This is a genomic window from Dysosmobacter sp. Phy, from assembly GCF_054476235.1.
This window is the reverse complement of sequence record NZ_CM136997.1, coordinates 893417-905943: the sequence shown is the minus strand read 5'-3', so window position 1 is coordinate 905943 and position 12527 is coordinate 893417. Positions and strand designations below refer to the sequence as shown.

The following is a 12527-nucleotide window of genomic DNA, read 5'->3' as shown; positions in this document are numbered from 1 at the left end:
TCCCGCTACAGGGGGAGGCGGCATACAGCAAAAGAGAAAGGGAGGCAGCATTATGAAAAAAATTCCAGCTGAAAAGACCGCGATCGTGTTGATTGAACCGCAGAACGATTTTCTCTCGCCCGGCGGCACTATGTACCAATACATTAAGGAGCAGCTGGCAGAGCGCAACGTCATTGCCAATCTGCAGTATCTGCTGGACAACGCCCGGGGAAAGGCAAAGATCTTCTATGTCCCCTTCTACGCGTTTAAGCCGGGCTTCCCGGAGCTCAAGCCCGGTGGGCCCGCCTATGACGGCCTTCGCGGCATCGAGATCGACATGGTGGCTGACTGGGGTAAGGGCGCCTGGCTGCGCGGAACGCCGGGTCCGGAGATCATCAAGGAGTTAACGCCTCACGAAGGCGACATTGTCGTGGAGGGGAAGATGACCCTGGACGCGTTCCATTCCACCGCGCTGGATTATCTGCTGCGGGCCAATGAGATCGAGTGTGTGGCTGTGGTGGGCTTCCACACAGACTGGTGCGTGGAGTCCACCGCCAGATCTGCCTATGACAAGGGCTATCGCGTGATCGTCATTGGAGACTGCACGGCCACAGACACTCAGGAGGATCAGGATTTCTGTGAGAAGTGGATTTTCCCGAAGATTGGAACGGTCACCACCGCAAAAGAGTTTCTGGAAGCCTTGGTATGACCGCCGTGTACGTTGTGTAATGCCAAAGAGGAGGGATCATTGTGAGTTCCAATTCCAAAAGAGCCGCCTGGGCCGTGGCCTGGGTTGTGTTTTCCGCCGTCGTCATTTTACTGTTTCGGACATACGTGGCTCCTGCCCTGTGCCTAGATAGCGCGTATCTCTATTTTTGCTATCCCATCCTCATGTTCTCCTTCATTTTTGCAGTCACACGAAAATGTTGGCTGGAAGTGTGGTGCTGAGATCAACGATAAGGAGGGAGTTAAAGTATGAATTCTAATGCCACAATCGCAATTGTTGCCGCACTGTACTTCGTCCTGCTTTTGGGCATGGGCTTTTTCTTCCAGAAGAAGCAGACGGGTAGCGTGGCGGACTATTTTGCCGCGAAGGACACCGGCGTAGGCCCCTGGGTCCTCGCATTTTCCTATATGGCCACGGCTATCAGCGCCGGCACCTACATGGGCGAGGTCGCCCAGACCCGGACCATGGGCTATACCGTGTTTTACATGGCGGTCATGAGCTGCGTGGGCTCGGTCCTCAATCACCTGGTGCTGGGCAAGCGCTGCTTCGTACTGGGCAAAAAGCTGAACGTCGTTACCACCGGCGACTTGCTTTCTTACCGCTTTTCTTCCCCTAAGGCTATTCGTCTGGTCCAGGGCGTTGTGCTGCTGATATGCATCACGGCTTCCATGGTGGCGCAGTTCCAGGCCTCCGGTGTAATCTTCAACGTTATGCTGGGTGTCCCCATATGGGTGGGTGCTTTGCTGGGGGCCATCTGCGCGGGCATCTATGTATCTATTGGCGGATTCCTGGCCGTAGCGTGGACCGATCTGGTCCAGGGCGTTATTATGATCATCGGCGGCTTGTCTGTGTTTATTGGCTGCCTGGTGAAGTATGGCAGTCTGGCCAGCCTGAATTTGCAGATCGCCACACAAAATCCCGAGTTTGTCACCGCCACTGGCGCTACCAGTTCCAAAAATATTTGGCTGTGGATCTTCATCTTCGCGGTCGGTCACTTCGGCTATGTGCCGTCTTTCTGCCGCTTCTTCTCTGCCAAGAAACTCAGCACACTGCGCAAGTCTATCGTCATGGTGGCAGTGGCCAATATTGGCTTCCACTTCTTTGGCAAGCTCAGCGGCCTGTATTCCATTATTGCCATCCCCGAGCTGGCCAACAATGACGCGGCGCTTTCCACTATGGCCATCAACGTGCTGCCCCCGCTGCTGGCAGGTGTCCTGCTGGCTGCTATTCTTGGTGCTGCAATGTCCTCCATCGACTCGCTGATCCTGCTGCTAAGCGGTGTGTGCGTGCATGATGTAGTGGACAAGACGCTGAACATCAAGCTTGAATCCAAGAAGATGCTGCATCTTTGCAATCTGGTCACAATCATCGTGACGGTCGTGGGCCTGGTCATCGCGCTGAATCCTCCCGGAGCCATCATGTGGGTTTCGGCATTCGCTTGGGGCGGCATCACCGCCACTTTTGCGGCGCCCATGATCCTGGGTCTGTACTGGAAGCGGTCCAACGGTAAAGGAGCCATCGCTGGTATGGCCAGCGGCTTTGGTATTGCCATGCTTTGGTATCTGCTGAACCACCCGGGCATTCACGGCCTCGTGCTGGGTTATATCGTGAACTTCGCGGTCAACATTGTGGTCTCACTCTGTACGGCACCGCCGCCGGAAGAGGTCATCAAGGACTGCTTTCCCACCAAGGAGGAAGTGGCGACATATATGTGATTCCGGTTCTGTCTGCGAGGTATGGCCGGAATATTTCCCACAAAAGCAAAAAACGCAAGGAATATATGATTTGGAGGTTATAATAGTATGGTCGAGCAGGTATTCCAGCATATTGACGATCACTTCCAAGAGCACATTGCGAAACTTCAGGAATATCTCCGCAAGGAGAGTATCTCCCTTTGCGAGGGGCATAACGATCATGTGGACGAGTGCGCAGAACTGCTTTGCAGCTATATCCGCGAGATCGGCGGCACTGCGGAATTGGCCCAATTTGATGAGGGATATCCCATTGTGTTCGGCAAGATCATGTCTAAGAACCCCAACGCAAAGACCATGGTATTTTATTCCCTCTATGATGTGATGCCCGTCGATGAGCCGGAATGGAAAGTGGAACCTTTTTCCGCCGACATTGTACCCGCCGAGTATACCGGGCTGCCCAAGGAATACGGCGACTGCATTGTTGCCCGGGGTGCCAGGAATCAGAAGGGCCCCACCATGGGTTTCATCCGTGCGGTGGAATCCATGCTGGCCGTGGAGGGCGATGTGCCCATCAACATTTACCTTGTCGTGGAGGGCGAGGAAGAAGTGGGCAGCGTCCACATGAAGGCGTTCTGCGAGCGCTACTATGACCAGCTGAAAGATGTCTGTGCCGTCTGGTACGGAAACCCTGCCATTGACGATCGGGGAAGACAGGTGCTCTACGGCGGCGGCAAGGGCCTAGTGTCTTTCGAACTGATCTGTGAGGGCGGTGAATGGGGCGGTCCCAAGGTGCAATCGCTGTTTGCACCAGAGGCGGCTTGGATTGATGAGCCGCTTCTGCGTCTGATCAAAGCGGTGGCCAGCATGAAGGATACAGAAGGCCATGTCTTGATCGACGGATTTTACGACGACTACAAGCCCTTTACCGCTGAGGAGCAAGCCCTGCTGGATGAGGTGAAGGCTACCTTCAATGAGGAGGCCACCAAGCGTACCAACGGCATCGATAAATTCAAAAACGGCAAGCCCGGCATCGAGTGGCTGGAGACCTACATTATGGGCTCCCTGCTGAATGTGGACGGCTTCGTCGGTGGCTACACCGGCCCGCGGATTCAGACCAATCTGCCCCGCAAGGCCACCGCCAAGATGCATGTGCGTCTGGTTTCCGAAATGAAACCCGACGATATTGAGCAGAAGATTCGCCGGCATCTTATCAAGAACGGCTTCCCGGAGATCCGGATGGAGGTTCTGGGCAAGTACGGTCCTTCCCGGACGCCCCATAGCGATCCCTGCGTGGATGCTGCGGCCCGGGCGGGTAAGGTTCTGGGCTACGACTCCATTTTCTGGCCACGGTACTATGCCTGCGTGCCGCTGTTTGCTTTCAATTCCGCGCCGCTGAATCTGCCGGTGATCTCCGCTGGAGTGGGTCGCATGGGGCGTCTCCACGCCGCTAACGAGTACATCACGGTCGAAGGCCTGAATCTCTATGAAAAATACACAGTGGCCTTCCTGAACGAACTGGCCAAATAAGCCATCTGAGATCTGGGGGCGGTCCCGGGGTCCGGTAGGTACACCATGGGCGGCAGATGCGAAGCAGATTTGCCAATGTAACCAACAAAAAATGAAACGGCAGGCACACGGTATTTTTCCGTGTGCCTGCCGTTTTTCTGTGCTGCCGGCAAGGGCGGAGCGGAAGATCACACAGCGCCCGAAGCGTGCTCCCGGCGCTGCTGTTCTCTGAATCGATCCTCGAATGAATGTAAAAAGAGCGAAGGGCCCATGTTATTCCTACATTTTCGATAACGGATAAGGTTGAGCGTTTTGCCCCCGGAGGCCTTACGCGGAATTGCTGGAGACAGGAACAGTTCCTATCTCCTGGCTCGCATTGCATTCAAACACGTCAGACGTATTGGCTGTGATAAAAACCCGCGGTGTGTTTTGCAGTGGTTTCTTGTCTGACCGAGAGATCTCTGGCTGTCCATGGAACCGTTCTGACTGTTGGCGCAGGAGTCGCCGTTTTGGATAATCAGGGTGCGGATCGCTGCGGCCTGGCAATTTGAATTGCCGTGGGGCCAGAAACGTCTCCCTGCACCGCCGCAGGATACGGTTGCTGCCCGGTTAGGCAAAGAAGGAGCCGGAGCTCTCAGATGGACCTTCTTCCAAATGCTTTAGAACGATGGACGGGCTTTCGCCGGATTTGATGGATTCGTAAATCTGGCGGGTGATGAAATGGGGAGTCACGTCTATTTCTTGAATGAGCTTGCGTTCCAGCTCCTGATAGATCCGTAAGGCCTCGCTGCGGTTTCCCAGGATGTAGTATGCCGTCATCAGCATCCGGTAGACCTCTTCCTGGGAAAACTCATTCCGCAGGACCTTCTGTAAAACCTCCAGGCATTTTCTGGCATTCCCGCTTTGAAGCAGGAGTGAACCGTAGCGAAGGAAAAAAAGATAGGCCCGCCGCTCAATGGTGTGCTTCTCCGATTCCAGGAAGTCTTCCAGATATTCCTCCTCCAGAAATGGCCCGCGGTATAGCTCGGAGGCTTTTTCGTAAAAGGCTAGGCAGCTTTCCAGGTCCCCCTGTGCCTTGGCGTCCTCCCCCCTTTTCTCCAAAAGGAAAAACTCCTGCACATCCGTGGAGAAAAAGTCCTTATCCAGCCAGCACCGCTTTTGTTCATATCGGATGAAATCCTTGTTTTCCAGTCCTTTTCGGATCTGATGGGGTGCAAAATAGAAGCTGTTCATGGCCTGCTTCTGGCTTTGATGCGGCCAGAAGGCTTCGATGACTCTGGCAATGCCGATAGGCTCGGACGATACCGCCAGCATTTCCAGCAGGCTCCTGGATTTCTGCGGGACGAACATCGTCAAATCTGTCTCGCCCCGATAGCAGTGAAAACTGCCGAACAGGCGAAAATAGCAGCTCTTTTTGCTGCTCTGCGCGCTTATAAAGGAGGACCGCTCCTGCATGCTGGAATTTCTCGCGCACAGATCCCGCACATAAGCAGTCATGCCCAGGCTGGGATCAATGGCCTCAATCTCCCGAGGCAGATCCCAGGGGGCTGTAAAATTGAAATGAAAGATGTCCGCTTTTCTTGCCTGTTCCAGTACATGACGAAGCTCAGAGGCAGCAAGGGCGTGATTTCCCGACCTATCATGGATTACTGCCTGTTGATACAGTGCGGAAACCTGATAAAAAAAGTACTTTTTCGATGCCGTGATAGCGATGCATTCCTCAATACATTCCATGGCCCGGCGCAGGTCCCCGTGCTCCGTCTGGATGCTGCTCATCACAAGAAGAGCGCGGGCGAGATAGGAGTTGCGCTTGCTTCGCCGGCTGAGGCTGATGGCGTTGTCGGCCGCATAAAAGGCCGCCTGCCAGTCATCTCCCTTCAGATAGTAGTGATAGGCCTGCCCGATCATATAGTACGCCCACAGATGCTCGTTTTTTACGTTGAGGATATTGCGGGCCGTATTCTCGGTCTCCGGAATAATCTGCTCGGCAAGTTCAAATTCCCGCAGGCAGTCCAGTGCATATGTATAGATGAGGTTGATATAGACGACATAGCTGGAGGCACCAATATTATGCGCCAGGATACGGGCCTCCTCGCAATAGGCCCGTGCTTTTTCATAGAGGCCACTTTTAATGAAAAACACAAACGCCACCGTCTGATAAAGATACATCTTCAGTTCCGGGTGGATGTTTTCCGTTTCCATCTCGGCCAGCTCAAGGGCCTGCGACACATAAAATTTGAGCTGCTGGGAGTCCGGGCGGTTTGCGTAGTGGAGAATGCGGACGAAGTCGGTCCACAGGCGCAGGTTGCAATCCTGCAGAATAACGCCTGCCTGGGCTGCCTCATTCAGCCATTGGGAAGCGCTTTCAATGTTTTCCCCCAACTGTATATGCGCATATGCAAGAAATATTTTTCGGTAATTATCCAGGACCACATCGTCACACATGCGGGTGCCCGCCTTTGTTTGAAAGCGCGTAAGCATCTCCTGATTCAAAACAATCGTTTTATGGGATTCCGAAAAAAACCCCAGACATACCTTTTGGCAGAACGCAAGGACCGCTCCATCAACGTCGTTGTTTTCAAAAAAACCGCAGAGTGCCTTGTCAAAATATTGCAGAGAGATGTCGGGATACTGGTATTTGATCGTGATGGCATAGGCGAACTGGACCCAGGGATCGTTCTCCAGCGTGGAGAGCTGCGCCCGGCGGACAAGTTCCTTATATCCTTCGTTCAGATAGCTGCTGATCACCTCAAATGCCAAAAAGCGAAACGCGTACGCGGCCTCCCTGATTTTCCCCTGGAGGATGTTGTGGGACAACACGCGCTTCCAGTCACCTTTGCCCTTGTAGTATTCGGCAGCCTTCGTGTGGAGAGCGAGCATGGCTTGTTCGCCGAATTTCTGCGTCGCCGTGTGGTAGAGAAAGGACTGTGCAACAGGGTTGACCGAATAAATCTTTTCAAAGACATTGATGCATGTAATGTATGGGCATTTCTCCACGACCCCTGCAATCAAAGACGGATTTTCCGTGATTCCCAAATAGGCGCAGGATTCTTCGCTCAGATGGTTGTCCACAGAGCTTTTCAGCAGCACGTCGATTTCCTCTTCGCTCATCTGTTCAATAAGAGAGCTTTGAAAGAAATTATACAGTTCGGGAAGGTACAGAATGGAATTCAGGGGCCTTTTTTGAATGTCGTCCAAGATACTGGGATCCCGCTTAGCTTTCTGCCACAGCAGGTCCGAGGGCAGTGCCCAGCCCGCAGTCGCCGACCAGATGGTATTCAGGACGTGGTCACTGATTTCAAATCCAAAACGTTTCAGATAGTTTTTTGCCTTTTTGGTAGACAGCAAAAAATTCTGAAAGGTGATGCAGGTAGCTTGCCGGAAAAGCGGCAGCGCCTGGTCGTCAGCGGAAAGTGGCTGAGCCATCAATAGGATAAAATGCAGCCATCGGGCACAAAGTTGAATAAATTTCCATAAAAAATCATTAAATAAGGGGTTCTTTGTAGAGAATCCTTCCAGGATAACATATATGTTGGGAGCTCTGTCAATTTTCATGCATTGGCGCAAAAATAGATTCCAGACCTCTGCTTCACTGGAATCAATCCCCGCGGGGCGCTGAATAAAGATCCCATTTTCCGCAAAAAAGGAGGTCATGTTTTCGATGAACTCTCTTTGATGAGACTGGGAGGGATGGCTAGAAAGTGCGGAGACATCCATAAAATAATAGTATTCGCCCCGGGAAAAGAGCTGGTTTTCAATCGCTTTGCGCTGATTGCAGCCTGTTTGTACGTTAAAGACCAATGGACAATAGGCCAGGTTTGCCTGCAGAGATTCCTCCAGACAGGTATATTCCAGATAACTTTCGGCGTCTGTCTGCGATCCGATAATGTTCATGTGCCAAACGTTGCGCACGTTTGCCGCCTCCTTAATTGATCTCATCCAAACAATAAACACATTGCAAAAAAATGCGGCGTCATTCATAATTTTAAGATTAAAATCTTGGTAAAATTATATCATTTTGTAAAAACTGTGTGCAAGAAGAAAAAAATACTAGATAAAAACCGGAGTAACGGTCCGCCAAGCCTAGGAACGTTTTTGCTAATGCCAGAAAAATGCGCTTGTTTGCGCGTTTGCGCCCCAAAAAGCCGGTTTTGAACCGCAATAAAGAGCACAATTTATAAAAAATAAAAAAATAGCGCGCAGTTTTTGGTCGATATAGCCAAAAGCTGCGCGCTATTTTTTTGCGGGATTCAAAAGAAAACTAAGAAAAAACAAAGAAAACTAAGAGAAAAATAATAATTCTATAAACAGCTGCAAGAGGCCACGGATAGAATGGGGCCATATCAAACAAAAAAAGGAGTGGAACAACATGAAAAGAGTTTTGGCCCTGATCGCAGCTTTTATGCTACTGATATCAATGGCCGCCTGCGGGGGGACTTCTGGGGACGACGCTCAGGAGCAAGGCTCCCAGACGACGGAGGAAGAGGTCTATACGATCACACTTTCTCACCAGTATGCGACCACCACCGCCTTCCACGATATGGTCGTGTGGTGGGAGGAGCAGCTGGAGACCCGGTCCAACGGGCGAATCCAGGTGGAGGAGTTCCCCTCATCCCAGCTCATGCCGCCGGATCAGGAATTTGCCGCCATGCTGGACGGCCGTATCCAGGCAAATACGTGCAATTCCGCTCTGATGGCGAGCTTTGACGAGAGCTTCTGCATCTTCGAGATGCCGTTCCTGTTTGGTGACTCCTATGAATCTCTTGAAAATCTCGCCGCGTTCTGCAAAACGCCGGAATATGACGAGCTGATTGCCGGTGCCGTGGAGGCCAAGGGCATTATCTCCTATCCGGCCTACCTGGACGGTGCCCGTGAGATCAGCACCATTAAAAAGCCCATCCAGACTTTGGACGATCTCAAGGGCATGAAGATCCGCTCCACCGGCGGACGGTTCTCCGAAGTCACCGCGGACACCTATGGCTTCAGCGCCATTGCGATCTCCGCGGCCGAGCTGCCTACCGCTCTGATGCAGGGCACCGTGGATGGCCAGCTGATGAACCCGGTCTATGTCTATCAGGTCAAGTCTCCTGTCAGCTATTACACCATCATCCCCTTCGACTATACGGCGGTGGACCCCATCAATGTCTCCAAATCTTTCTATGACAGTCTGCCTGCGGATCTGCAGCAGCTGATGGACGAGGTGGGCGGAGAGCTTCTGGATCACTCCATCGAGTATATCACGCCCCTGCTGGATGAGTCGTACGAGGCGATTGCGGGTGAGATGGGCATTGAGATCACCGAACTGAGCGAGGAGGAGTACAACAAGGCCGCCGAGATGGCCAGAACCGTGTGGGACGCCTATGAAGAGCAGATCCCCAACGGCGCGCAGCTGATCGAGCTGGCAAACAGCATCACTGACGGGACTTACACTGGCTGACGCGCCTGGGGCGCTGCCGGTACGCTGGCGATTCGAGATTTAAGTTGGCACGCGGGTACGGCTTTGTGCCCGCGTGCTTTCAGAAAGGCGGGGATATTTTGAAAAAGTTTTTGGGGTTTTTCAATGGCCTGAGCAATGTCCTCCTGATGATCGGTTGCGTTTTGCTGATCGTTTGTGCCGCATTCGTCAATGCCACGGTGTTTCTGCGGTATATCTTCCACGTCTCTTTCCAGTGGGCGGAGGAGATTTCTCGCTATCTGCACATCGGCGTTGTGATCCTGCTGTGCGGCCCGTTGCTGTGGACAGGCGGACATATCAATATGGACCTGGTGCTATTGAAGCTGAAGGGAGGCGGCCGCAAAATCGTCAGGATCCTTGGTGAGCTTGCTACTTTGGGACTGGTGTCATTCACGTTTTACAACAGCATCATCTATGTAGCCTCGCTCCATGAGACGCATATTTTGACGTTTTCCTCAAAGTTTGAGCAGTGGATGCCCACGATGATCATTCCTGTGGGCTTCTTCTTCGCCACTATTTTCTGCGTTGCCTTGATCGTTCGCGAGATCCTGTTGTTCAGACAGGAGGATGCCGTGGATGAATCGCTGACGGCGGAGATCGAGGATATCCTCGATTCCAACGAAATCAAGCACGTGGATACTCAGGATTCGGAGGAGGGGAAATAAGTGTCGGCTTTTATCGTTTTTGGAATTTTTGCGGTTTTGGCCATCATCGGAGCCCCCATCATGACCGCTCTGGGCCTTGCAGGATTGGTTGGCACGGTGGGAATGTTGAATATCCCTGGAACCGTTATGCCTCAGGGCTTTTTCAGCTCGGTGGATAGCTGGCCGCTGCTGTGCACGCCCTTCTTTCTGCTGTCGGGCGCCATTATGGGCAAGTGCGGCCCGGCCACTGCGTTGTTTGATATGTGCGAAAAGTTTTTGGGACATATCCGCGGCGGACTGGCGATTGCGGTGGTAGTGGCCTGCGCCTTCTTCGGTGCCATCACCGGCTCGGGTATCGCCACGGCCGTGGCCATCGGCAGCATGGCGGTGCCTGAGATGCTGCGGGCGGGCTACAACAAGAATCTCACCTACGGATTGGTGGCCGTTTCGGGCACCCTGGGGCTGATGATTCCTCCCAGCATTTACATGATTATCTTTGCCGGAATGGTCAGCGGCTCTGTTGTGGAGTATTTCACGGCGGGTTATCTGCCCGGCATTGTGATTGCCGCCATGATGATTGTGATCGCGGTACTGAAGTCCCCACGTGAAGTCCGCCCCAGATATCCTTGGGATCAGAGGTGGAGGGCCCTGAAGCATGCCCTTCCCGCTCTGGGAATGCCCATTGTGGTGATGGGCTCGATCTACACGGGCATCTTTACCGCCACGGAGTCTGCCGCCTTATCCATTTTGTATTGCGTGATTGTCTGCCCGATCTTCTATCGTGACAAGTTTACGTTCAAGGCATTTATCCAGGCCACCAAGGACGCCTGCAAGACGACCTCCCAGATCTATCTGATCCTGGGTGCAGTCGCGGCCTTCTCCTCTGCCATTACCTACATGAAGGTTCCGCAGAGCATCAGCCAGTTCGTCGTGGACATGCACCTGACGCCGACTGTCTTTATGGTGGGCTGCGCCATTGTGTACCTGATCTTCGGCATGTTCATCGATGTGATCCCCATTCTGTACCTGACGGTACCGATCTTCTACCCGGTCACCCAGGTCCTGGGCATCAACACGCTGCACTTCATGATCATGACCATCGTTATGACCATGGTGGCGCAGGTCTCGCCGCCCTTCGGCGTAATCCTGTTCGCACTGACCGGAACGTTCAAGGAAAAAATCGAGACTGTGGTCAAGGGGGCGCTGCCCTTTATTGCTGTGCTGCTGGTGGCGTGTCTGCTGGTGATCTTCGTGCCGCAGCTGAGCACCTGCGTCGTGGACCTGGTCCTTTATTGGTAGAGAGAAGGTGCTGTAATGGACAACAATATTGCGCTGAGCGGCGTTGTGGTACTGGATTTATCCAGAGTTGTTTCCGGCCCCTATGCTACCATGCTGATGGCGGATATGGGTGCTCGCGTCATTAAGGTGGAGCTGCCGGGCGTAGGAGACGACACCAGAAAATTCGGCCCGCTGATTCAGGGAGAAAGTCCCTATTTCATCATGCTTAACCGCAACAAAGAGAGCGTTACGTTGAACATGAAATCCACCAGAGGCAAGGAGATCCTGTGGGAACTGGTGAAAAAGGCGGATATTATCGTGGAAAATTTCCGCCCCGGCGTGCTGGACCGTCTGGGCTTCGGTTATGCGGAACTCAAGCGCGTCAATCCCCGCATGGTTCTGGGGTCGATCTCGGGCTTTGGCCAGACCGGTCCCTATGCCAGCCGCGCAGGGTATGATATTCTCGGGCAGGCAATGAGCGGCATCATGAGCGTCACCGGCTGGCCGGGAGGAAAGCCCACCCGCGTAAACACGGCGCTGTGCGACATCCTCAGCGGCATGAGTTTGGCGGTGGGCGTCCTGGCGGCATACAGCCGCGCGATCAAAAGCGGCGTCGGTCAGCATGTGGATATCGCGCTGGTGGACTCCGGCGTAACCGCTCTGAGTACGATCAACCACATCTATCTCTCCACCGGCGTGGTCCCCGGGCTGACCGGGAACCGGGACGGCGTGCTGGCGCCGTTCGCCTCCTATGCGTGCAGGGGCGGCGATATCATCATCGCCTGCGGCAACGACAAGCTCTTTGGGGAGCTGTGTCAGATGATCGGCCGGCCGGAGCTGGCGGAGGATGAGCGGTTTGTGAGCAATGAGGCCCGCATGGCCAACAACGACCAGCTACAGGAGGTGCTGGAGGGCTGGTTGGCCAATAAGACGCCGGAGGAAGCGGTGGACCTGCTCCTGGCCGCTGGGATTCCCGCGGGGCCAATTAATACGATCGACAAGGTGGTTGCCGACCCGCACATCGCGGGCGCACGAGGGATGTTCCCTCATATACAGCATCCCGTATTGGGAGATATGCAGATTACCGGCAGCCATCTGAAATTGTCCGATACGCCTACGGGCGTACGCAAGATCGCGCCCGCCCTGGGAGAGGACAACATCCGGGTTTATCATGAGATGCTGGGTCTGGAGCAGGCTGAGCTGGAGGCGCTCAGCGCCGATGGAGTGATTTGAGATCACATATG

Annotated in this window: 8 protein-coding genes; 7 read left to right on the top strand and 1 reads right to left on the bottom strand. The window is 53.6% G+C overall.

Annotated elements, in window-relative coordinates; translation table 11 throughout:
• Window positions 1–52: 52 nt before the first annotated feature.
• From ACVDHE_RS04540 to ACVDHE_RS04530, 3 genes are all read left to right on the top strand, one after another.
• Window positions 53–688 carry a cysteine hydrolase family protein gene (locus ACVDHE_RS04540; protein WP_458885754.1) on the top strand — a complete coding sequence of 212 codons (636 nt, stop codon included), beginning with the start codon at window positions 53–55 and terminating at the stop codon, window positions 686–688.
• Between the two features lie 266 nt (window positions 689–954).
• Window positions 955–2421, top strand: coding sequence for a sodium/proline symporter (locus tag ACVDHE_RS04535; protein WP_458885753.1), 1467 nt, complete (start codon window positions 955–957; stop codon window positions 2419–2421).
• An 87-nt stretch (window positions 2422–2508) separates the two neighbouring features.
• Window positions 2509–3927, top strand: coding sequence for a M20/M25/M40 family metallo-hydrolase (locus ACVDHE_RS04530; RefSeq protein WP_458885752.1), 1419 nt, complete (start codon window positions 2509–2511; stop codon window positions 3925–3927).
• A 588-nt stretch (window positions 3928–4515) separates the two neighbouring features.
• On the opposite strand, the gene ACVDHE_RS04525 is transcribed toward ACVDHE_RS04530, so the two are convergent.
• Window positions 4516–7818, bottom strand: coding sequence for a BTAD domain-containing putative transcriptional regulator (locus ACVDHE_RS04525; RefSeq protein ID WP_458885751.1), 3303 nt, complete (start codon window positions 7816–7818; stop codon window positions 4516–4518).
• 457 nt (window positions 7819–8275) lie between these two features.
• Here ACVDHE_RS04525 and ACVDHE_RS04520 point away from each other — a divergent pair, with 457 nt between their 5' ends.
• From ACVDHE_RS04520 to ACVDHE_RS04505, 4 genes are all read left to right on the top strand, one after another.
• Complete coding sequence (locus ACVDHE_RS04520; RefSeq protein WP_458885750.1) at window positions 8276–9343, top strand: TRAP transporter substrate-binding protein; 1068 nt, start codon at window positions 8276–8278, stop codon at window positions 9341–9343.
• A gap of 98 nt (window positions 9344–9441) precedes the next feature.
• A complete protein-coding gene (locus tag ACVDHE_RS04515) occupies window positions 9442–10026 on the top strand; it encodes a TRAP transporter small permease (RefSeq protein ID WP_458885749.1) in 585 nt (194 codons plus the stop codon).
• Entirely contained in the window at window positions 10027–11304 is a 1278-nt protein-coding gene (locus tag ACVDHE_RS04510; RefSeq protein WP_458885748.1) for a TRAP transporter large permease, read from the top strand.
• 15 nt (window positions 11305–11319) lie between these two features.
• A complete protein-coding gene (locus tag ACVDHE_RS04505) occupies window positions 11320–12516 on the top strand; it encodes a CaiB/BaiF CoA transferase family protein (RefSeq protein WP_458885747.1) in 1197 nt (398 codons plus the stop codon).
• Window positions 12517–12527 lie beyond the last annotated feature (11 nt).